This window comes from Bacillus multifaciens, from assembly GCF_030756675.1.
Taxonomy (GTDB): Bacteria; Bacillota; Bacilli; order Bacillales; family Bacillaceae_G; genus Bacillus_A; species Bacillus_A multifaciens.
This window is the reverse complement of record NZ_JAVBXD010000042.1, coordinates 1-23,546: the sequence shown is the minus strand read 5'-3', so window position 1 is coordinate 23,546 and position 23,546 is coordinate 1. Positions and strand designations below refer to the sequence as shown.

At 35.1% G+C, this 23,546-nt stretch carries 14 protein-coding genes and 1 pseudogene; 10 read left to right on the top strand and 5 right to left on the bottom strand.

Features of this window, described 5'->3' with window-relative positions; genetic code table 11:
- Nucleotides 1–360: 360 nt before the first annotated feature.
- The 5 genes from Q9306_RS20490 (at nt 361) to Q9306_RS20470 (ending at nt 9,098) form a co-directional block, all read left to right on the top strand.
- Nucleotides 361–2,067 carry a peptide ABC transporter substrate-binding protein gene (locus tag Q9306_RS20490; RefSeq protein WP_306201844.1) on the top strand — a complete coding sequence of 569 codons (1,707 nt, stop codon included), beginning with the start codon at nt 361–363 and terminating at the stop codon, nt 2,065–2,067.
- Nucleotides 2,068–2,359: 292 nt separating this feature from the next.
- Complete coding sequence (locus tag Q9306_RS20485; RefSeq protein WP_306201842.1) at nt 2,360–4,063, top strand: peptide ABC transporter substrate-binding protein; 1,704 nt, start codon at nt 2,360–2,362, stop codon at nt 4,061–4,063.
- 296 nt (nt 4,064–4,359) lie between these two features.
- Nucleotides 4,360–6,063: a peptide ABC transporter substrate-binding protein gene (locus Q9306_RS20480; protein ID WP_306201840.1), complete on the top strand. Its 1,704-nt coding sequence runs from the start codon at nt 4,360–4,362 to the stop codon at nt 6,061–6,063.
- 296 nt (nt 6,064–6,359) lie between these two features.
- On the top strand, nt 6,360–8,069 hold the full coding sequence (locus Q9306_RS20475) for a peptide ABC transporter substrate-binding protein (protein WP_306201838.1): 1,710 nt from the start codon (nt 6,360–6,362) through the stop codon (nt 8,067–8,069).
- Nucleotides 8,070–8,378: 309 nt separating this feature from the next.
- The gene (locus tag Q9306_RS20470; RefSeq protein WP_306201837.1) at nt 8,379–9,098 is read left to right on the top strand and encodes a class I SAM-dependent methyltransferase; all 720 of its coding nucleotides are present in this window, start codon (nt 8,379–8,381) and stop codon (nt 9,096–9,098) included.
- A 27-nt stretch (nt 9,099–9,125) separates the two neighbouring features.
- Here the strand turns inward: Q9306_RS20470 and Q9306_RS20465 are convergent, their stop codons facing one another.
- Nucleotides 9,126–9,437: a hypothetical protein gene (locus Q9306_RS20465; RefSeq protein WP_306201835.1), complete on the bottom strand. Its 312-nt coding sequence runs from the start codon at nt 9,435–9,437 to the stop codon at nt 9,126–9,128.
- A 175-nt stretch (nt 9,438–9,612) separates the two neighbouring features.
- Here Q9306_RS20465 and Q9306_RS20460 point away from each other — a divergent pair, with 175 nt between their 5' ends.
- The 4 genes from Q9306_RS20460 to Q9306_RS20445 all read left to right on the top strand — a co-directional run bounded on the left by Q9306_RS20460 (nt 9,613) and on the right by Q9306_RS20445 (nt 16,097).
- A complete protein-coding gene (locus Q9306_RS20460; protein ID WP_306201833.1) occupies nt 9,613–9,948 on the top strand; it encodes a hypothetical protein in 336 nt (111 codons plus the stop codon).
- A 475-nt stretch (nt 9,949–10,423) separates the two neighbouring features.
- Complete coding sequence (locus Q9306_RS20455; RefSeq protein ID WP_306201831.1) at nt 10,424–12,520, top strand: vWA domain-containing protein; 2,097 nt, start codon at nt 10,424–10,426, stop codon at nt 12,518–12,520.
- A 17-nt stretch (nt 12,521–12,537) separates the two neighbouring features.
- Nucleotides 12,538–15,900 carry a tubulin-like doman-containing protein gene (locus tag Q9306_RS20450; protein ID WP_306201829.1) on the top strand — a complete coding sequence of 1,121 codons (3,363 nt, stop codon included), beginning with the start codon at nt 12,538–12,540 and terminating at the stop codon, nt 15,898–15,900.
- A gap of 56 nt (nt 15,901–15,956) precedes the next feature.
- Complete coding sequence (locus Q9306_RS20445) at nt 15,957–16,097, top strand: phosphonate ABC transporter permease (RefSeq protein WP_306201827.1); 141 nt, start codon at nt 15,957–15,959, stop codon at nt 16,095–16,097.
- 648 nt (nt 16,098–16,745) lie between these two features.
- On the opposite strand, the gene Q9306_RS20440 is transcribed toward Q9306_RS20445, so the two are convergent.
- The 3 genes from Q9306_RS20440 to Q9306_RS20430 form a co-directional block, all read right to left on the bottom strand.
- Complete coding sequence (locus Q9306_RS20440; protein ID WP_306201825.1) at nt 16,746–17,237, bottom strand: CarD family transcriptional regulator; 492 nt, start codon at nt 17,235–17,237, stop codon at nt 16,746–16,748.
- A gap of 349 nt (nt 17,238–17,586) precedes the next feature.
- On the bottom strand, nt 17,587–18,903 hold the full coding sequence (locus tag Q9306_RS20435; RefSeq protein ID WP_306201823.1) for an ISL3 family transposase: 1,317 nt from the start codon (nt 18,901–18,903) through the stop codon (nt 17,587–17,589).
- 10 nt (nt 18,904–18,913) lie between these two features.
- Entirely contained in the window at nt 18,914–19,351 is a 438-nt protein-coding gene (locus Q9306_RS20430; RefSeq protein ID WP_306201821.1) for a transposase family protein, read from the bottom strand.
- A 676-nt stretch (nt 19,352–20,027) separates the two neighbouring features.
- Here Q9306_RS20430 and Q9306_RS20425 point away from each other — a divergent pair.
- Nucleotides 20,028–23,057 carry an efflux RND transporter permease subunit gene (locus Q9306_RS20425; protein WP_306201819.1) on the top strand — a complete coding sequence of 1,010 codons (3,030 nt, stop codon included), beginning with the start codon at nt 20,028–20,030 and terminating at the stop codon, nt 23,055–23,057.
- A gap of 250 nt (nt 23,058–23,307) precedes the next feature.
- Here Q9306_RS20425 and Q9306_RS20420 read toward each other — a convergent pair.
- Nucleotides 23,308–23,546 (bottom strand): annotated as a pseudogene (locus Q9306_RS20420) (hypothetical protein); the annotation flags it as partial.

Genomic DNA, 23,546 nt, shown 5'->3' with positions numbered 1-23,546 from the left:
TGTGCGAAGTAAAAAATGAATTTGTCAGACAAAACATAAGAGGCGCAAAAGAAAGAAATGTATAGGAATATAATATTATTCAAATAATTGTTTTATACGAGTTTAACAAATTAGTAATAAACAAAAGAGTTATAGCATTCATATAGTGAGGGGGCTATTTTTTTGAGTTTTTTATAGAATGAATTATTAGTACTACTGTAACGGAATTATTTTTTAAATTTTCAATAATAAAACTTTACGAAATAAGGAAATAGAGTAGAAAGTAAAATAGTTAAATTTTTCGATAATTATATACGATATAAAGTTATCAGAAAATTCCTGGTAGTTAGTATCGTACATGAAAGTTAGGGAGGGTACAAAATGAAAAAGATGAAAAAAATCACTGCTGTAGTAGCACCAGTATTAGCGATGAGCGTGGCGCTAACAGCATGTTCTGGGACAGGGGACAAAAAAGAAAGTACAGAGCCGAAAAATGAAGACAAACAAACAGAAGGTAAGTTAGCGGCAAAACAAGTGTTAAACTTAGTAGAAACACAAGAAATTCCATCAATGGATTCTTCTAAAGCAACGGACGCAGTGTCTTTCCTTACACTAAACAATGTAATGGAAGGGTTATATCGTCTTGATAAAGACCAAAAACCAACTCCAGGTGTGGCGGAATCATATAAAAAGAGCGATGATGGTAAAAAATATACATTTAAACTTCGTAAAGATGCAAAATGGTCAAATGGAGACCCTGTAACAGCAAAAGATTTCGTTTTTGCATGGCAACGTCTATTAGATCCAAAAACGGCTGCTGAATATGCGTTCATTATGTATGATATAAAAAATGCAAAAGCGATTAATGAAAGTAAATCACCAGTTGATTCTTTAGGTGTAAAAGCTGTTGATGACTATACATTAGAGGTGGAATTAGACAATCCAGTTCCATATTTCATTCAATTAACAACATTTGGATCTTTCTATCCGTTAAATGAAAAAGTTGTAAAAGAAAAAGGTGATAGATACGGTTTAGAAGCAGACACGTTAGTGTATAATGGTCCATTCGCAATGACAGAATGGAAACATGAACAAGGATGGAAGCTGAAGAAAAATGATCAATATTGGGATAAGAAAACAGTTAAGTTAGAAGAAATTAATTTCAGTGTTGTAAAAGAATTATCAACTAGCGTTAACTTATACGAAAGTGGTCAAATCGATCGCATAGGTTTAAGTGCTGAATATGTAGATAAATTTAAATCGAGAAAAGATGAATTTGGAACTTATGTAGAGGCATCTACGTTCTTCTTACGCTTAAATCAAAAACGAATGAAAGAACAAGATACACCTTTAAAAAATAAAAAGCTTCGTCAAGCGATTGCAAAAGGGTTTGATAAGAAAGCATTGGCAAATGTAATTTTAAATAATGGATCTATACCAGCAGATTATCTTGTACCAACTGACTTCGTAAAAGGTCCGGATGATAAAGACTTCCGTAAAGTGAACGGTGATGTAAAAGCTGTAGCATTTGATACGAAAGAAGCAAAAAAGCTTTGGGAAGAAGCGAAAAAAGAATTAGGAAAGAATGAAATTACTCTAGAATTATTAAACTTTGATAACGACAATTCGAAAAAACTTGGTGAGTACTTAAAAGAACAGTTAGAGAAAAACTTACCAGGCTTAAAAATTAACTTAAAAAATCAACCGTTTAAACAAAAATTAAAATTAGAAACAGCACAAGACTATGATATTTCTTTTGGTGGATGGGGTCCTGATTATGCAGATCCGATGACATATATCGATATGTTCGAAACAACAAACTCTCATAATCAAATGAGTTATTCAAATAAGGAGTATGATGAGATTGTTAAAAAAGGTAAAACAGATTTATTAACTCAGCAGAAAACTCGTTGGGAACAACTAGCAAAGGCAGAGAAAATATTACTTGATGATGCTGCAATTGCACCAATTTACCAACGTGGAGCTTCCTTCGTACAACGCCCAACTGTACACAACATTTACAAGCATAATGTTGGCGGTGATTTCAGCTACAAATGGGCATATATCACTGAAAAAGAAGATAAATAATCATTTGAAAAGAGGATGCGATATCGCATCCTCTTTTCATTGTGCACATTTTGATATGTAATGGATGCATACACATACACGAAATGGAAGTTTTGGTTTATTTAGTAGAATAATTATAAACATTACTGTAATAATATAATTTTTTGATTTTTTCGATAATACAACTTTACAAAACAGAGAATGGTGGTAGAATATTAACTAGTAGAAATTTTCTGACTATTTTATAGAAATATAAAGTTATCAAAAAATTTCTCATGGTTAGTATCGTACATAATATTAGGGAGGGTACAAAATGAAAAAGATGAAAAAAATCACAGCTGTAGTAGCACCGGTATTAGCGATGAGTGTGGCACTAACAGCATGTTCTGGGGCAGGGGACAAAAAAACAAATACAGAGCCGAAAAATGGAAATAAACAAACAGAAGGTAAGTTAGCGGCAAAACAAGTGCTAAACTTAGTAGAAGCAAATGAAATTCCTTCAATGGATGTTTCAAAATCAACAGATACTGTTTCTTCACTTATGTTAGGCAATACGATGGAAGGTTTATATCGTCTTGATAAAGATAATAAGCCTACTCCAGGTATCGCAGAATCATATAAAAAGAGCGATGATGGTAAAAAGTATACATTTAAACTTCGTAAAGATGCAAAATGGTCAAATGGAGACCCTGTAACAGCGAAAGATTTCGTTTTTGCATGGCAACGTCTGTTAGATCCAAAAACGGCTGCTGAATATGCATTCATTATGTATGATATAAAAAACGCAAAAGCAATTAATGAAAGCAAAGCAGCATTAGATTCTTTAGGTGTTAAAGCAGTAGATGATTATACATTAGAAGTAGAATTAGATAACCCTGTTCCATATTTCCTTGGCTTAACAGCATTTACATCTTTCTTACCACTAAATGAAAAAGTTGTAAAAGAACATGGAGATAAATACGGTTTAGAAGCTGATAAGATGGTTTATAATGGACCATTTAAAATGACGGAATGGAAGCATGAACAAGGCTGGAAAGTACAGAAAAATGATCAGTACTGGGATAAAGCAAATGTTAAGTTAGATGAAATCAATTGGAGTGTTGTAAAAGAACAATCTACTCGTGTGAATTTATATGAAAGCGGCCAACTTGATCGCGTTGGTTTAACAGCTGAATACGTTGATAAATATAAAGCGAATAAAGATGAATTTGGAACGATGCTAGAACCGTCAACATTTTTCTTACGTTTAAACCAAAAACGTAATGGACAAGATACAGTATTTAAGAATAAGAAAGTTCGTGAAGCTATTGCAATGGCATTTGATAAAAAAGCATTATCAAATGTTATCTTAAATGATGGTTCTAAACCAACAGACTCTCTTATTCCAGAAAAATTTGCTGCAGGCCCAGATGGAAAAGATTATCGTGAAACATTTAAATCTACAGGTATCAAGACGGATGTAAAAAAAGCGAAACAAGTTTGGGAAGAAGCGAAAAAAGAATTGGGTAAAGAAGAAGTGACAGTTGAGTTCTTAAACTATGATACAGATAATGCAAAGAAAATTGGTGAGTACTTAAAAGAACAGCTCGAGAAAAACTTACCGGGTTTAAAAGTGAATATGAAACTTCAGCCGTTTAAGCAAAAATTAAAATTAGAAACAGCACAAGATTATGATTTGTCTTATGCGGGTTGGAACCCAGATTATGCGGATCCAATGACATTCTTAGATATGTTCCAAACAGGAAATCCACAAAACGAAATGGGCTATTCAAATGCGAAATATGATGACATCATTAAGAAATCTCAAGGTGAGTTATTAACAGATCCGAAAAAACGTTGGGAAGAAATGGCGAAAGCTGAAAAAATCCTACTTGAGGATGAAGCAGCACTTATACCGATGTTCCAAAGCGGTAGATCATTCTTACAACGTCCTACTGTACACAATATTTATAAGCACAATGTTGGTAGCCAATTCAGCTACAAATGGGCATATATCACTGAAAAAGAAGGTAAATAATCATTTAAAAAGAGGGTGCGATATCGTATCCTCTTTTCTTTGTGCACATTTTGAAGAATGATGAATATATAAGCCGTACTACAAGAAATGGAAGTTTTAATTAATTTCATAGAATGAATATTAATATCAATGTATTAAAATAATTTTCTGATTTTTTAATAATATAACTTTACAAAATAGGGAAAACTAGTAAAATATTGATTAATAGAAATTTTCTGACAATTATACAGAAACATAAAGTTGTTAGGAGATTCCTCATAGTTAGTATCGTACATAACAATTAGGGAGGGTACAAAATGAAAAAGATGAAAAAAATCATAGCTGTAGTAGCACCAGTATTAGCGATGAGCGTGGCGCTAACAGCATGTTCTGGGGAAGGGGACAAAAAAGCAAGTACAGATCCGAAAAATGGAAATAAACAAACAGAAGGTAAGTTAGCGGCAAAACAAGTGCTAAACTTAGTAGAAGCACAAGAAATTCCTTCAATGGATGTTTCAAAATCAACAGATACTGTTTCTTCTCTTATCTTAGGGAATACGATGGAAGGTTTATATCGTCTTGATAAAGAGAATAAGCCTATTCCAGGTATCGCAGAATCTTATAAAAAGAGCGATGATGGTAAAAAGTATACATTTAAACTTCGTAAAGATGCAAAATGGTCAAATGGAGATCCTGTAACGGCAAAAGACTTTGTATTTGCATGGCAACGTCTGTTAGATCCAAAAACGGCTGCTGAATATGCATTCATTATGTATGATATAAAAAATGGAAAAGCGATTAACGAAGGAAAATCATCGGTTGACTCTTTAGGTGTAAAAGCAGTAGATGATTACACATTAGAGGTAGAATTAGATAACCCTGTTCCGTATTTCATTGGTTTAACAGCATTTACATCTTTTTTACCGCTAAATGAAAAAGTTGTAAAAGAACATGGAGATAAATACGGTTTAGAAGCTGATAAGATGGTTTATAATGGACCGTTTAAAATGACAGAATGGAAGCATGAACAAGGCTGGAAAGTACAGAAAAACGATCAGTACTGGGATAAAGCAAATGTCAAGTTAGATGAAATCAATTGGAGCGTTGTAAAAGAACAATCTACTCGTGTGAACTTATATGAAAGCGGCCAACTTGACCGCGTTGGTTTAACAGCTGAATATGTTGATAAATATAAAGCAAATAAAGATGAATTTGGAACGCTGTTAGAACCGTCAACGTACTTCTTACGTTTAAATCAAAAACGTAACGGTCAAGATACAGCATTAAAGAATAAGAAAGTTCGTGAAGCAATTGCAATGGCATTTGATAAAAAAGCATTGGCAAATGTTATCTTAAATGATGGTTCTAAACCAGTAGATGCCCTTATTCCAGAAAAGTTTGCTGCAGGACCAGATGGAAAGGATTACCATGAAACGTATAAATCTACAGGCATCAAAACGGATGTAAAGAAAGCAAAGCAGGTTTGGGAAGAAGCGAAAAAAGAAATGGGTAAAGAAGAAGTGACAATTGAGTTTTTAAACTATGATACAGACAGTGCAAAGAAAATTGGTGAATACTTAAAAGAGCAACTTGAGAAAAATTTACCAGGTTTAAAAATTAATATTAAACTTCAGCCGTTCAAGCAAAAATTAAAATTAGAAACAGCGCAAGATTATGATATGTCTTATGCAGGTTGGACCCCAGATTATGCGGATCCAATGACATTCTTAGATATGTTCCAAACAGGAAATCCACAAAACGAAATGAGTTATTCAAATGCGAAATATGATGAGATTGTTAAGAAATCTCAAGGTGAATTGCTAACAGATCCGAAAAAACGTTGGGGAGAAATGGCAAAAGCTGAAAAAATCCTACTTGAGGATGAAACAGCTATCGTACCGATGTATCAACCAGGAAGAGCATTCTTACAACGTCCTACTGTACACAATATTTATAAGCACAACGTCGGTTGCCAATACAGTTACAAATGGGCATATATTACTGAAAAAGAAGGCAAATAATTATGAGAAAAGAGGATGCGTATCGTATCCTCTTTTCTCTGTGCACATTTTGAAGAATGATGAATACATAAGCCGTACTACACGAAATGGAAGTTTCAATTAATTTCATAGAATGTTTATAAATATTAGTGTAAAAAAATAAATTTTTGATTTTTTTAATAATAGCACTTTACAAAATCAAAAAAAACAGTAGAATATTAATTAATAGAAATTTTCTGATAACTATATAGAAATATAAAGTTATCAGAAGATTCCTCATAGTTAGTATCATGCATAATAATTAGGGAGGGTACAAAATGAAAAAGATGAAAAAAATCACAGCTGTAGTAGCACCAGTATTAGCGATGAGTGTGGCACTAACGGCATGTTCTGGGGCAGGGGACAACAAAGCAAGTACAGATTCGAAAAATGGTGACAAAAAAACAGAGGGTAAGTTAGCAGACAAGCAAGTATTGAATTTATTAGAAACGCAAGAAATTCCGTCTATGGATTCTTCTAAATCAACGGATCAAGTTTCATTTATTGTGTTAAACAACGTAATGGAAGGTTTATATCGCCTTGATAAAGACAATAAGCCAACTCCAGGTGTTGCAGAATCATATAATAAGAGCGATGATGGTAAAAAATATACATTTAAACTTCGTAAAGATGCAAAATGGTCAAACGGCGACCCTGTAACAGCAAAGGATTTCGTTTTTGCATGGCAACGTCTGTTAGATCCAAAAACGGCTGCTGAATATGCATTCATTATGTATGATGTGAAAAATGCAAAGGCAATTAATGAAGGAAAAGCACCGGCTGACTCGTTAGGAGCAAAAGCGGTTGATGATTATACATTAGAAGTGGAATTAGAAAATCCAATTCCATATTTTATTCAATTAACATCATTTGCTTCATTCTATCCAGTAAATGAAAAAGTTGTAAAAGAAAAAGGTGATAAATACGGCTTAGAAGCTGACACATTAGTGTACAACGGACCATTCTCTTTAGCTGAATGGAAGCATGAACAAGGATGGAAATATAAGAAAAATGATCAATATTGGGATAAGAAAACTGTGAAGCTAGAAGAAATTAACGTTAGCGTAGTTAAAGAGCTATCTACTCGCGTTAACTTATATGAAAGTGGCCAAGCTGACCGTGTTGGATTAGCAGCAGAATATGTTGATAAATATAAAGGAAACAAAGATGAGTTCAAAACAGAGTTAGATCCATCAACATTCTTCCTGCGCTTAAATCAAAAACGTGGCGGTCAAGATACACCACTGAAAAATACAAAGCTTCGTCAAGCAATTGCAAAAGGATTTGATAAAAAGGCATTAGCGAACGTCATCTTAAATGATGGTTCTAAGCCAGCGGATTTCCTTGTACCAGCAACGCTTTCAACTGGTCCAGATAAAAAAGATTTCCGTGATTCATTCGGCGGTTCTGTTAAAGACGTAGCGTTTGATGCAAAAGAAGCGAAAAAGCTTTGGGAAGAAGCGAAGAAAGAATTAGGTAAAGACGAAGTTACACTTGAACTTTTAAACTATGATACTGATAATGCGAAGAAAATCGGTGAGTACTTAAAAGAACAATTAGAGAAAAACTTACCAGGTTTAAAAGTTAACTTGAAAAACCAACCGTTTAAACAAAAATTAAAGTTAGAAACAGAGCAAGATTATGATTTCTCTTACGCTGGTTGGGGACCGGACTATCCAGATCCAATGACATTTATTGATATGTTCGAAACAACAAACTCTCATAACCAAATGGGTTATTCAAATAAAGAGTATGATGAAATCGTGAAAAAAGGTAAAAAAGAATTACTAACTGACGTAAAAACTCGTTGGGAACAACTTGGAAAAGCTGAAAAAATCTTACTTAAAGACGCAGCAATTGCGCCAATATATCAACGTGGTAACTCTTTCTTAGTACGTCCGTACGTACATGACATCGCTTCTCATACTTTTGGCGGCGATTTCAGCTATAAATGGGCATATGTCACTGAAAAAGACAACAAAAAATAAGAATCAGTTAAAAAGAGGATATAATACAGTAGTCTGTGGAAAAATCCTCATAGTATAAAAAGTGATAGCTTTCTCGATATACATGAGAAAGCTATCACTTTTTTCATGTATAAATGGTTGTACTCCGTTAAGATAGTGGCATGGCTGGTTTTGAAACAACAAGTTCTTAACCATTTTTCATTGTGCACATTTTGAAGTGTGGTGAATACATATGCAGTATTACAATAAAGTGAAACTTTCATCAATTTGTTTTTTCTATGTGTTATCTGTTTCATTCCATCGTTAAGTATAAGATAGAAGGAGATACTTATGAAACAATATTCTTATTTAGATTTCCTTGCAGCATTTGGTATTGGAAGTGCACATCCGGGAGGCTTTACATTAACAAAGCAGTTATTAGCACAGCTTTCATTAGGACCATATACAAAGTTATTGGAAATTGGGTGCGGAACGGGCCGAACAGCCTCTTATATTGTGAAACAATATGGCTCAGTGGTAAGTGCAGTTGAATTGAATGAAACGATGCTTCAAAAAGCAAGAAAGAGATGGAATCAAGATGGAGTAAATATTGAACTTATAAAAGGAAGTGTAGAAGCACTACCGTTTCACGATGAAGTATTTCATATTGTATTAGGGGAGTCTGTTCTTGCTTTTACAAATAAGAGGAAGGCGATAAATGAATGTTATCGTGTCTTACAACGCGGCGGGGCGCTGCTTGTTATTGAAATGATAACTGAGCAACACCTACCAGTACATGTGGAAGAACAGATTGTAACCTTATATGGAATGGAACAGCTATTAACAGAACAGGAATGGATTTCACTCTTTCAAGAAGCGCAATTTACATCAGTGCGTGTGCTTGGAGGCGGAACGATTGCCGAAACAATCTCTTCACATGTAGAACAACCAGAGTGGGATATATCGGATATTATTTCACAAGATTTGTATGAGACGTGGACTTTGCATGAACATATTTCACAGCAATATAAGCATAGATTAGGACATCGAATTTTTATTTGTCAAAAATGAAAAAGCCAACGATACGTTGGCCTTTCTTTATATGAAAAATAAAGCAGCTAATGCAATACCGAAAATAAATCCAAAACCAAGTTCAACAGCACCAAATCCACCGCGTCCAAATCCAAACCCACAATTATCGCATTCACTTAAACCACCGCAAACATCACAGCCACAGTCAGAATAGCCAAATCCATAGTCAAATCGCTTTTGATGAACCGCTTCAATCCATACTGATTTATCCGTTACATCGACAATTCTTCCGAGGTGAATATTGCCGTCATAGTCTTCAATACGTACGACTCGTCCGTGATAGCGTCGACATGTGTAATAATGTTGACGAGAACTCATAAAATTTCTCCCCTTTCTCTTTCCAATATTACGATATGAGAAAGGGACAAGAGCGGCTTGTACGTTTGTCTACAAGTTCATAATTACGATGAAAAACGGGAAGGATAGGGAAAGAATGTTTTCTAGTAATGAAAAATCCGATTGCCTGCTAGGTAAAATAAAAAGGAGAGAAAAAATGAATCGTTCAGATGCGTTTCAAACGTATGAAGTATCATGGGAGGAATTAATAGATGCACTGCGAAAAGAAATGGAGCGTCAAGTTGGAGCGGATATTATTGATAGTATTGTTTGTGATTTAAAGGATGGATTTGAAGTGTATACATATATACAGGGAGATCTTGCGTTTGAGTATAAAGAAGCACTTGAACGAAAATATGGAACAGATAGCAAAATTCCTAACCTATTAACCATCTTATTATTAGCAACTATTTACGATACGAAAGAAAGTAATATTCGCCTCCATGCTGATCGAAAAGAAAATCCAGTTGTAGAAGTATATGTGAAACAATAAGAGTGCTTATAGATGGCACTCTTATTTTTGTTATAATTAAAAGAAAGAAAATTCAGAAAAAGGTGAGAGAATGAAACGAGTACGGTTGCGCGAGCTCGGTATGAAAATTGGAAGGTATAATGTTGGAAAATGGAATGCAATTACTGATGTTATAAATATAAGTTTTAATAATTTTATTATGTAAACTAATTTAAACTTTATACTGATCTTTAGTTATTACTTTCCCTTATAAACTATAAACCATAAATGTCAGTTTTTCATTGTGATACAGAGATGAAAATAATTATTTGAATTGTAAATGGAGTAGAGGAAGTTTGTTATTGAGATTAGAAAAAGTAACAAACGTCTTCTTAAAAATAAGTTTACATAATAATATTATGATATTATTTGTTTTTCGAAATACAAGTCATATCTTGTATTTCTTCTCATAAGTTTAAACATAGGAATTTGTCTACAAAGGTGGCGAAGCTTCAACATGTATACTCGAATCATAGCCACATCCATTTTGTTTTTATTGCTTGTATGTATGAATCCTTTTTCTAGTTTGGCGAAAGGAGAAGAGGGAAGGCAGCGCGTTGTTTCACTTGTGTATGATGATTCTGGAAGTATGCGCAATAATGATCGATGGAAATATGCCAATTATGCACTGCAAAGTTTGATTGCATTATTAGATGAAAAGGATACGTTTTCTTATGTACCAATGAGTCATCCAGCTGAGGAGATATCGGTTTCTTTGGGGAATAGTAAGCGACAAGGAGAGATTGACAAGATTCAAACGTGGAATGAGCAAGCGAATACTCCTTTTCAATCGGTAGAAACGGCAATTCAATCGATGAAGAGGGAGGTTCAGGTGAATGCCAATCGAGAATTTTGGCTTATTGTTCTAACAGATGGCGCTTTTAATGAGCTAGAAAAGCAAGATGAAAATGAGAAAAAACGAATTTCCGAAACGTTAAGTAAGTTTAAAAAAGAAATGGAAGCAAAAAAAGTTTCTTTACATGCGGTATTAATTACGATGGAAGAAAATTTAGGAACGCAAGAGCAAACACAAATGAACATCTTTAAAGAGATTTGGAAACAACAAACGAATGGAATCGTGCTACCTACAAGCGGAGAAAATGGTGTTATTCACAGTGTGAACCAAGCGGCTGCATTTATTGCGAATCGTGATCCATTTTCATCAGTAGAAGAGGCGGTGAAAACAAATATAGTAGGAAACAAAATCGAAATTACAACACCATTTCCATTAAAACGAATTACGCTTGTTGATCAATCTTCTCAGAAAGTGCCGTATCGTATTCAAAATATAAAAGGGTCACTTCAGCTACAATCAAAATTTTCAATTCAGGCACCAGCAGGAATGGGGCTATATGGTGGTATTACACAAATTATGTCTAAAAATAGTGCTGTAATCGAACCCGGTGCATATATAGTAGAAATTAATCAAGTAGTTTCAAAGGAAAATATGAAAGTGCTTGTCGAACCAGCATTAGATTATACGATTTCTACTTATGAAAAAGAGCAGAAAAAGACAACAGAACAATTTTACGAAGGTCAAACAGCAGTTATTGAAGCAAAACCAACAAATATACCAGTAGATGCTTCATATTTTACCGCTCAAATAGAAATAAACGGTCAAATGTATGCGATGAAATGGAATGGAGAGCGGAAAGCTTTCTACTATGAAACAAATGTAGGAAAAGAATTGGTACGCGGAAATGTGCACATGAATATTAAAGGATTTTATCGTCAAACGAAAGAATTTTATATTCAATCTGTTCCAAAACCAAAACTATCATTACAAGTTGTGACAACGAATTATACAGAAAAAGTAACAAATTTAAAGCATAGCGCACCATTTATCATACAACCGCTATTGAATAATGAAGCAATGTCAGAAGCAGAAGTAAAGGAATTACTGAAAACAGCTACTGTTACATTTCATAAATCTATCAACTATGAGATCAAGCAACATAGAAATCAACTGTACGTCTATCCTCGTCCTCATTACTCCAACACATTTAACTTTACAGATACCGGCACCGTAGAAGCTACCATCACATTACGAGATTCACAATCACAAAAAGTGAGTAAACAATTTTTACTTTCTATTATCGATGTATCTTTTTTTGAGCGTTATGCGATCATTTTTCAGTTCGTTTTACCATTTAGTATCATCTTACTCATAGTTGTAACTCTTGTTATTGGATGGGTGGTTCGTCCGCGTTTTCATAGGAAGGCGCTTATATATTATGAATGGGACCAATCGATTGCGGAAGATTGGTTATACAAATCTGAACCAGAACCACTGCGGACAAAATGGTGGAATCATTATTTTGGTATTCCATTTCGGGCAGAACGGAAAACCGTACAGTCCGTTACGTTTGTTGCAAAAAAAGCTTCAAAATCTATATTTGTAACGAAAGATTCGCAAGTACCAGGTATGGTGATTGATGGTATGTTTTTAACAGATGAAGAAGCAGGACGTGAGCATAAAACGTTATATCCGAACGAAATGGTTGTTATTGATCGTGGATATGGAAAAGAGTTATATAAGTATGAATGTGAATAAATAGGAAGGTGGTTCACATGGATTTTCAAGTGCCGACAATTTTAATTGGACTCGGAGGAATTGGTAGCACGATTACGCATGATATTTATCGAAAACTTCCACTAGAACGGCGCAAAAAAGTAGCGATGCACGTCTTTGATACAGATATTAATACGTTAAGTCATTTTCAACATATTCGTAAATTTGTGACGCAAACAAGTTCTAGTAAAACACCGCGTGAATATATAGCAGAAGATCCAACAATCCCAGACTGGTTTCCAATTGATCCAACTATACTAGATAAACCATTAACAGAAGGTGCAGGTCAGCTTCGAGTTATTTCTCGTTTAGCACTTCGCGCAGCAATGAAAGAAGATAAATTAACATCGTTTTGGCAGGAAATCGAGAAAATTTTCCCGGTCACTAGTGATAAAACAGAGTACGGAGTACGGGTCATTATTATTACATCATTAGCTGGTGGTACAGGTTCGGGGATGTTTTTGCAAATCGCTCTTTATTTACGAGAAATGCTTCGGAAAAAGTTACAACATCACAACATTTTAATTCGCGGCGCTTTCTTGCTTCCTGACGCTCTCGTAAAGACGCGCACAATAAGCGGGAAAGAATTTGAAGCAGTGCAAGCAAACGGCTATGCATCGTTAAAAGAATTACACGCTATTACATTAGGATCTACAGGAGAGTTATCGCGCCGCGGGGGCGTTACAATTGAGTTGGAATACAGACCTGATCAAGTGGATGAAGATGGTCGTACAAATCATACAATTATGCAACATCACTTACCATATAATTATTGCTTTTTATATGACTATGAAAATTTACATGGACATCATTTAAATAGTTTGTCTGACTATATGGAACAAATGGCAAATACGATTTATTTACAACTGTTTAGTCCAATGTCAACGAGTCATTTTGCACAGGAAGATAATCAAATTCAGCAACTTGCGGATTCAAATGGTAAAGCGCGATACTGCGGAGCGGGTGTCGCGAAACTTATTTATCCGTATGAAAATGTTCTTCGTTATTGTGCTTTGAAATGGGCGGTGCAAGGGCTAGATGAATCATGGCTTCATTTAGATCGACTCTTTTTAGAGAAGAAAACACGGTATGAGCAAGATGTTCGCCGCGGTATGCAACGTGAAAAACCAGAGCGAGGGAAAAGTTTCTTAGAGGATTTAGAACATTTAGCGACTCGTCCAGAACAAGCGCATGTGTTTTATAAACAAATGTATTATGAAGCACGTGAAGGGGCAGAGGGCGGAAAAATTGGTATATCAAAGGCAAAATTGTTTCTCGATTCGGTAGAAAGTTATGTGCAGCGAACGGTGCAAAAGGATGAAGAGCTAAATCGCTTGCAACGTGAGTGTAAAATTTCGGCTGCAAAGTTGAAAATTGCGGAGCAAATGAAAGGGGAAGTCGCACGAGTTGATCATGGGGTGCGGTTATATGCGTATGCAATCCCAAGCCGAGTACATGAGCATGTCACAACATTAGTTTATGACATAATTGAAGCAGATCGTTTTACGCCAAGTGGTTCCGAAGGACAGTCCTATCAGTTAAATACATGGTTTTTGAAAAAAACGGCTCCCGTTCACCCTGTTGCGGCAAGGTATATGTTATATGAAATTCGTAAATTGTTAACTGAGAAAATGAATCGTTTGCATGAAAATAATGAGCAAAAGCGGAATCTCATTCAAAATTATGATAAAAAGTTTAATGTGAGTAATATTGAAGGAACGGTAACAGCTGTTCGCCGTGTTGAACTCGCACAGCAGCAAGGGTGGATAGGAAAAGTATTTCATAATGAACAGCGTATGTTTCGAAAAGAATTTCAAGATATCGCCACCCAATATGTACACAAGTTAAATGAGTACCGAAAAGAAATGTTATTAGAACTTGTGTATCAATCTTTATATCAAGCTGTAGATAAAATGATTCAATATTGGGAGCGTTTCTTTGATAATTTACAAGAAACCCGTGAAAACTTATTATTAGACATTCAAAAACGTAGTAAAGAATTTGAGGGGAAAACAAATCCAACAAATGTATACGTATTAGCAGATGAACGAATGCAGGAAGAAATATGGAACGATATTCATCACCATGTAAATAATGGTGTGTTGCCAAAAGAGATATCTGCTGAAATTTATATGAGTTTATATCGAGAGTATTGCCGGGAAGCAGGGGCAGAAGAAGGGCAATCTCAAAAGGTAGAAGATTTTTACCGAAAACACATTTTAACGTATTGTGAAAAGGAACTGCGAGAACGGTACAGAGATAAGTTAGAATTAAATATTATTGAAGCGCTTCGAAAAGAAGCTACGATTCAAAGACGTGATATGACAGAATATGTTAATGAAAAAATAGAAGATTTATTACACCTTGCAAGTCCATTTATACCGAAAGTGCCGCATCACCGTGAATTGCAATATTGGGGTATTCATCCATTTGTTCATCAAGAATTAAATGAAGAAGCGCTCCAAGAAATGTTTCAAGAAAAAGAAACCGTTGATAAAGCTTTTTCGCCGTATGAAATTGTATGTTATCGTGCGCATTACGGGTTATCGCTGCAAGATTTTCCGAAATTGTCGTCCGGACATCTTGTAAATGGTTATGTAAACGAAAAGGGAGACTACTTTCAAGCGTATTATCGCCGCGTAAATAAATTAAACATTCGTAAATCAAATTTAACGCCTCATCTCGATAAATATTGGCATTTGCCAGCGTTTATGCCTGATTTAAATGCAACACAAACGAAGTTAGATTATGAGAAATGTAATCGTGCTTTATTATATGCATATATATATCGCTGGATTAGCCTTGCTGCGGTAGACGGTCAGTTCGTTTACCAATATAACGGAGTGGGCCGAAGTTCTCTTATTCAATCAATGGGGAAAAATGTAACAAACGAAGGGTATAAATTGCATCGTGCCTTGCTTCATAACCCATTTATATATGAGAATATCATTTCTCGTTTTGAAGAAGAACAGGAAAAAGCATTGCAACATGGAGGACATTTATATACACATCCATTTGTATTAGGCGCTCAAGATATAAGATGGCTTCGAAAAGAACATATTCATAATATTTTAGATATTATCTTGATGTATGATAAGGAAGCGAAATATGACCCAACGTTAGAAGAAACTTCTGATGAGTTATTGCGATTACTTGTGGATGAAATTGAACAGTATTTTAAAGCTTATTACGGGACTGGTGCAGAATCAGCAGCTAAAAAAGAAGCAGCTTTATTTGTAAAACAACTATGGAATCGTTCATACGCAAAAGAATTTGTAGATCCGAACAGTGCACCATATAAGAAATGGTTACATCTTCTTAATATCCAAATAGAAGAGGAAGATATAGAAACGAATGTTTAATAAAAGATTGGGAATCCTTAATTTTGGAATGAATTATTTTGAAAAGAGGGATTCTCATGCCGTTTCTTGGAAGTGTGTACCAAGTGTTTGGATTGTATGCAGAAATTTATCATGCAATGGTTTTTATGGAGAATAAAGATACTCAATCTATTGATGACAGTATTAGTAAAGATGAAAATGAGACTGTAGATGAATAATAAAGAACATGCAGGTTTACCTGCATGTTCTTTTCGTTTTCTTATAGTTTTACAACATTCTTTGATTGGGTTGCTGTTAACTTGTTGCATGCAATTTGTTGTTAACATTACTACCGTTTGATGCTTTCGTGCATTCAAATCCTTTTTCACTTTTAAACCATTGTACTGTCCTGGTTGTTTTTATATAAACAACTTAAAGGTGTGTCTCTTATTTATATAAACCAAGCAAATATAAGCATATATTTAAATTTGTTATCGTTTTTACGTTAAAACGGAAGATAAGAACAGTAAATGTTCATTATCGTTTTTGAAACCTCAAAACAACGAAAGCCCTACCTCTCTTTCGTCCTTACGGCTCCGATGACCGCGCCAGTATGAATCGGGATATCCAAAAACAATGATTGGATAAATGAACCTCATCGTATACTTAGAAGTATGGGAATAAAAAGTGGTGAGAATAATTCATTTAGAGGAAAAAGAATTTTTTTTAGAAGGTAATGTTCCTATAATCAAATCGTAATTTTAATCATAGCATATTTAGATTCATAAAGCAAAAAAAACAAAATAGATGTTAGGCTATTTTGTCGTTTTAGGTATCTTATATAATTATAAATCCAGTTCAAAATGGTTTTGAAAGAAGTTCTTTACCTAGCCGACTTTCGTATTTAATAACTCAATTGCCTGATTTTCAGTAATTCCTTTAATTAAACTCAATTCACTAATTAAAATTTTTTGTGCGTTGTCTAACATTTGCTTTTCACTTGTATTAAGAGCCCTTACTTTATTCCTGCGTATTAAGTCACGTACTACTTCAGCGCCTTCTAGGATTTCACCCGTCTTCATTTTTTCCATGTTTTGAGTATATCTTTGCTTCCATGAGAGTGAGTCATCTGATTCGCCGTATTGAAAAATCAGTAGTACATTTTCTAATGTGAGTATATCGGCAATTAGTCGTATGCGTGATTGGATCATTTTTTTCATGGGGATCATTACTTCCATATTACTAATGGGTATTCTTATTACAAAATATTTTTGTTTTTCTCCTAGAATTTCTTTTTCTTCTATGCCTTCAATGATACCTGCTCCATGCATTGGATAAACAATTTTATCGCCAATTTGAAACAAATAATCCACCTCCATATATGGTAACCTTCTTAATTCTATCACATATAAGGTAATAAGTAAAATTTAATATAATACCACAAAATAATTATAAGAGTCAATAAATTTAGTTTGATTTTATTTGTTTTTTTTGATGAAAGAAAATTACTGCTACATACATTCGTAGAAACACTGGTAAACCTAACGAATTATGAAATTGATATACGTTATGAAAAACGTAGTACAATGATTAACGACCAACATTAACTTTAAAGCCTAGGATGAAGTTTTCCAGGATACAAAATTAGCTAACTTTAGCGAAGAGAAAGAATAATTTTGCACATTCTTAAACGATCAGAAGTGTACATATTTAGGGTTCTTTCCAAAGTTAGTTGAAAAGACCCCCTTTCTCATATTCAAGTAATAAAATTTTGTTTCTTAACAAATCAAACAGACAACGGCCATACATGGTGCGTTTCACCAACTTTAATTTATTGATTTTCCCTTCGGCTAGACCATTGTTATATTCATAAGCGATACCATTTTTCACAGCTGTCAAGTCTCTTTCTATTCCATTGATAAAGCTGTTGAGCGGTTGAATATTCAGCGCAGTTGCTCGTTCAATCCAGACCTGCAGTACATCGTTTCTTTTTTGTTTCAGGATGTCCCTAAAGTCATTCACCAAGTTTATGACGGATTCGATTTTCGGATGCAACTTGTAAATTTCTTTTATTTGTTCTTCAGATAATTTAATTTTTGTTTTCTCCGAACAGAACAAAAGAGCGATAATCTCTTTTCGTTTCACGAATTCAAACTCCATATCATGTAACAATTGAGGGTCTTCAAATAAAGATTTTTTCAGTTTGGAAATATAACGGCGCACAGTAGAGGCAGAACCTTTGTATCCTTTCTTTCGAAGAATGGCACCAATCTGAACAGATGTATACCTATTGGTTACGTACTGTTTTATTTCTTCTGCATAGGGATCTAGCATGCTTGTTCTCGTTTGTCCTAAGCTTGCATGCATTCCTGTTGTTTCTGGATTCAAATATTTAGAGATGGTTCTGCGATCTAATCCGAGTTGACGTGCGATACTTCGCTTGGAGTTTCCTTGTTTATACAGCTGCCGTGCTTCACATATCTGTTTTTCTTTCTGCAGCTTTTTGTGTTCATGAGATATTTTCATTGTGCTCATCAGATATTCTTCTTGTTCGCTTAAGCTCATGGATAAAACCTTTTTCACTGTTCTGATATCCATCTGTAAAGCTTTCACTATTTGGTGAAACGTATAACCAGTATCCATTAAGCCATTCGCTATTTTGACTTTTTTTGTGAATGGTATGTTTAAATTATTCGCGTTCATAAGAGATGCTTTCTTTGAGGGTGTCACTGGGATTTTGACGTTCGTTTTTATGATGGACTTGAAAAATTCTGTACAATACTTTGTCAGATTTTGAAGCAAGTGGAAGCGGTCGCTTATTTGAATAGCGTTCGGATGAGCCCCTGCAATGGAATGAGCATACGTGATAGAACCATCTCTAGAAACAATCTCCAAATTCGGAAAAGTTTTTAGCCAACTTGTCACCTCTTCGCTGTCTCTAGAACGAATTAAGTCAACCACTTGATGTGTATCTAAATCAATCATAATCGTGCCATACGTATGTCTCTTTTTTAAAGCAAAATCATCGATACAGACTCTTTTCACATGAGCTTTATCAATTTCGATTGTTTTTTTTTAGTAGATTGCAAATGGTGCTTTTTCCAACCTTCGCAATGCCACGGTTCAATATTTTTTCAGCTACAAGCGAACTAACATTTTGGGCGATTTTCATGATCTCTTGTTCCAAGCGAGTGGATTTTTTCGCTTTATAGGGTAAAAATAAGAATTGTTCAGCAAATGTTTTGCGATGGCATTGCGCATTATGACAGAACATTTTGCGGTTATTGATCACATATACAACCTTCTTCCCTTGAATAGGCAAATCATGAAATGTTCTTTCATATCGAGAATGAACTTTGGTCGAAACTATACTACAGGAAGGACATGTTAATGACAGCTTCTCCGAGGCAACCCGAATAAATAGCGTGTCTTCTATAATTTCGTGTGAGATATATCTAAGGTTTTCATCTAATAATTTCACCACATCATTCATTTTACAGTACCATCCCTCACTTAAATAATAGGAATAGTATGGACAAATTGTTGGAATTTCAACCAACCTTGGAAAGAACCATATTTAGGTTGACATTTACAGGATAAAATTTACAATTTAAAAAGGAGGACAAGAGGGGAGGAACTGACGATAGTTATTAAAAAAATGTATGAAAGCTATAATCTTTTCTAATAATGATAGGAAGTTATTTAGTAAAGACGGAGAATGAATCTGTTTTTAAAAATCAGAAATATATAAATATTAAAAATAGATTAGTTTATATTCTATATCTGTACATTTTCGTGGTAGTCGTAGTAAAAATAGAAACTTAAATATGAGGTTCGTATATTAAGAAAGCCTGCTAAAAATTTGTTTATTTGTATGGTTTAAAATCAGGGGAGAAGGCTGCATCTTATATGAGATTATATCAGTCAGGGCGTTTCGTTTGATAAAGTGAAACTTTAATCAGTGGGGGTTTTCTTCATCCCCCACTGATTATTAGCCCTCACCAATCGGGCTTTTACGGGCAGTGTATCTCCCACCTAACTTCTTAAGAAGTTAGGTGGGAGATTTTAGCCGCTGGAGCTGGACAATGCTTTTGCTGATTTTTGAGGTGGGAGTATTACTGCCCACGAATAGCGGGATAAATAAACACGAGGGAACAGGGGGAATGGAGATGGGATCTTGGATTCGCTTTTCCTTAAAAAATGTAGGTGTCGTTTTTCTTGCAATGATTTTTATCGTTGTTGGGGGAATATACTCTATTAAAACGATGAAAATGGAGCAGATGCCAAATGTTGATATTCCATATGTAATCATACAGGTTCCTTATATGGGTGCCACACCAGATCAAGGGTTAGAAGATATAGGGAAACCGTTAGAAACTGCACTCTCTAATATCCAAAAACTCGATAATTTATATATTGAATCCCACAGCAACAGCGTAGTTGCTATTTTAGGATTTGATATGGATCGGAAAATGGATGAGGCAGAGAAAGATGTAACAAGTGCCGTTGCGTCTCTAAAATTACCGGATGGGGCAGGGAAACCTGTCATTATAAAAGATAGTCCTTCACAGATGCCAGTACTTACTTTTGCCATTTCTTCAGATAATGCTAAGCAAGCTGATATTTCGCAATATGTGAACGAACGAATTAAAACGACCTTATCTACTGTTGAAAATATAGGTAAGGTGGATATTTCCGGTGAAACGGAAAAACAGTTATCTATTAAACTTGATGCTGAAAAAATGAAAGAAAAAAATATTACTTATGAAGTAGTGAAGCAGGCACTTTTAGCCCACAATTTTTCTTTTCCAGCGGGGCAGGTCAATTTAAATGAAAAAACGTTAAATGTTCAAGCAGACTTCAAACTGAAATCACTTACTGACGTGAAAAATGTGGAAATGATGGTGCCAGGTCTTGCAGAAGTACAAACAGTAAAGCTATCAGATGTGGCAAATGTTGAGTATGGAAGTAAGACAGAAACGATATATACGAGATTGAAGGATACACCTGCTGTTCTTGTATCAGTTAAAGCGAAGCCAGGAGCGAACGCGGTTGAGGTTGTAAAGCAAATGAATCAAAAGTTATCCGATTTACAACTACCAGATGGATATAAATTGACTAAGCTGTATGATAGTTCGAAACAGGTGGAAAAATCGGTTAACAGCATGCTTAAGGAAGTGTTGCTTGGAACGTTATTTGCTGTCATCGTAACATTTGTATTTTTGCGTAATGTGAGAGCTACGATTGTGGCGGTATTATCGATTCCACTCTCTGTGTTAGCAGCTATGATTACAATGAAGTATTTACAATACAGTTTGAATATGATGACGCTGGCAGGTATTGCGGTGGCAGTTGGTCGGGTAATTGATGATTCTATCGTAGTGATTGAAAACATTTACCGAAGAACGTTAAATAGTAAACAGCGTGATGAAAGCATGGTTCTTACGGCTGCTAAAGAAGTTGGCGGCGCAGTTACATCTTCAACAATCACAACTATGGCGGTATTTGGTCCGCTTTCGTTCGTACCAGGAATTATTGGGAAGTTCTTCGCACCTTTTGGAATTACCGTTATTGTGGCACTTGCATTCTCGTTACTTGTTTCATTAACAGTTGTACCACTTCTTGCTAAATTGTTCTTATTACGTTTGAAACATAAGGAACCACAAGAAACAATGTTACAGAGAACATACCAACGTATGCTGAGCTGGGCGATGCAGAAAAAGGTGATAACACTTATTTTGGCTTTCGTTGTATTTTCTTCATCTTTAGTACTTGTGCCAATGATTCCAAAAAACTTTCTACCTGAAGAAAAGGCGGTCTCATACAATTTAACAACAGACTTGCCTGTTGGAACTTCACTTGATAAAGCGAACAGTGTGGCGAAGGATATGGAAAGTATTCTTAGTAAACAAGTGAGTATAAAAAGTTATCAAACAATCGTTTCAGGAGAAAGGGTTCGTTTATCTATTGACCTGAAGGATAACATGCCGAAAGAAGAAGTAACAACTTTTGAAAAAGATGTTAAAGAAAAGATGAAAAATTTGGGGACGGGTATTGAAACAGCTTTGACACCAATCGGTATAACAGGAGGAGGAGGACAATTTGCTCTTATCGTGGAAGGTGGAAATGCTACAGATTTGGAAAATGCTAGCGATAAAATTGTGGAGAAGATAAAGGATATAAAAGGTTTGTCCAATGTGAAAACAAACTTATCCGCAGTAAAACCGCAACTTAATCTAGCAATTAATGAAGAAAAAGCTGCAGAAAAAGGTCTGAATCCGATGATGATTGCCGCTTTTGTGAGGGGGATTATCTCTGGTGAAAATATCACGGCAGTACAGTTAGATGGAAAAACAACTTCTGTGAATGTAGGCTTAAAAAGTGATAACCTTACGTCTATTGAAAGTATTACAAGTCAACAGATTACGAGCCCCCTTGGTCAGCAGGTAAAGTTATCGGATGTAGCGACACTTTCTGAGGAGCCTGGACCGACTGCGTTGTACCGTTTGAATCAACAAGAGTATGTACAAGTAAGCGCAAGATTTACGACAGATAACGTTTCCGGTGTTCAAGCAGAGGTAGACAAACGTTTAAAGGATCTAGATTTACCAAAAGGAGTAAAATACCGCTCGGAAGGACAGTCACAAGCTATGAATGAAGGCTTTCAAAATATGATTGTTGCTATGGGAATCGCGGTTGTTCTTGTCTTCATGGTTATGCTAGTGACATTTGGAAATGTAATGGCTCCATTTGCGATCTTATTTTCCCTACCATTCCTTTTTACAGGTGGTTTGCTTGGATTATATATGACTAACGAACCTTTAGGTATGCCTGCGCTTGTTGGGTTCCTTATGTTGATTGGAATTGTTGTTACGAATGCCATCGTGTTGATGGATCGCGTTATGCAAAATGAAAAGCAAGGAATGACTATAAAGGAAGCTGTATTAGAAGCAGGGGCAACAAGGCTCCGTCCGATTTTAATGACGGCCCTTGCTACAATTGGGGCACTCATGCCGCTAGCGTTGTCTACTGATGGAGGACTCATCTCTCGATCCCTTGCCATTGTGGTTATTTCTGGTTTATTAACATCTACGCTCTTAACGTTAATTATTGTACCGACTGCTTATTATGTGATGGATATAATAAAGAGGAAATTCACAAAGAAAAAGGCGGTTTTGAAGGTAGAAGAGACAGTGTAAAGAAATAGGGGAATGGAAAACTTTTTTCCATTCCCTTCACTTTGTTGAAAAAAATTATGTCAAAGAAAATGCCGATTTTTTGGCATTTTTTAATTTCTATTCGTTTTCTTATAGTTATAACGATCTCTGTTAACTCGTTTATACGCAATACGTAATGTTATTACCATGGATGTTTTCGTTTACTATATACATGTTGAATTATCAACATGTAATTCGCTGATATGCAGAATACACCTTGATCTGCAGTTGCTTACTTTTTTGTTTTAAACTTTGTATGTGGAAGAAATAGGTTCTGAACGTTTCTATGCACGGCCAGATGCTCTCGTTCCCTTAAAAGAGTTTTTTTATTTGTATTTATATATATAAATTCATTTTGATTTTCCGACATATAGATTGCTGCTATGCAGAAAAAAAGGAGCTTCCACTCGCTTTCTCCCTTTGTTTTCACTTCGCATGTGGCAGGAAAAGGCACTGACCGCTTTAAAGTGT

Coding starts and splice junctions, on each gene's coding strand:
- Q9306_RS20450 (WP_306201829.1), top strand. CDS start 12,538: ATGGATTTTCAAGTGCCGACAATTTTAATTGGACTCGGAGGAATTGGT.
- Q9306_RS20480 (WP_306201840.1), top strand. CDS start 4,360: ATGAAAAAGATGAAAAAAATCATAGCTGTAGTAGCACCAGTATTAGCG.
- Q9306_RS20445 (WP_306201827.1), top strand. CDS start 15,957: ATGCCGTTTCTTGGAAGTGTGTACCAAGTGTTTGGATTGTATGCAGAA.
- Q9306_RS20455 (WP_306201831.1), top strand. CDS start 10,424: ATGTATACTCGAATCATAGCCACATCCATTTTGTTTTTATTGCTTGTA.
- Q9306_RS20430 (WP_306201821.1), bottom strand. CDS start 19,351: ATGAATGATGTGGTGAAATTATTAGATGAAAACCTTAGATATATCTCA.
- Q9306_RS20485 (WP_306201842.1), top strand. CDS start 2,360: ATGAAAAAGATGAAAAAAATCACAGCTGTAGTAGCACCGGTATTAGCG.
- Q9306_RS20425 (WP_306201819.1), top strand. CDS start 20,028: ATGGGATCTTGGATTCGCTTTTCCTTAAAAAATGTAGGTGTCGTTTTT.
- Q9306_RS20460 (WP_306201833.1), top strand. CDS start 9,613: ATGAATCGTTCAGATGCGTTTCAAACGTATGAAGTATCATGGGAGGAA.
- Q9306_RS20470 (WP_306201837.1), top strand. CDS start 8,379: ATGAAACAATATTCTTATTTAGATTTCCTTGCAGCATTTGGTATTGGA.
- Q9306_RS20465 (WP_306201835.1), bottom strand. CDS start 9,437: ATGAGTTCTCGTCAACATTATTACACATGTCGACGCTATCACGGACGA.
- Q9306_RS20490 (WP_306201844.1), top strand. CDS start 361: ATGAAAAAGATGAAAAAAATCACTGCTGTAGTAGCACCAGTATTAGCG.
- Q9306_RS20475 (WP_306201838.1), top strand. CDS start 6,360: ATGAAAAAGATGAAAAAAATCACAGCTGTAGTAGCACCAGTATTAGCG.
- Q9306_RS20440 (WP_306201825.1), bottom strand. CDS start 17,237: ATGGAGGTGGATTATTTGTTTCAAATTGGCGATAAAATTGTTTATCCA.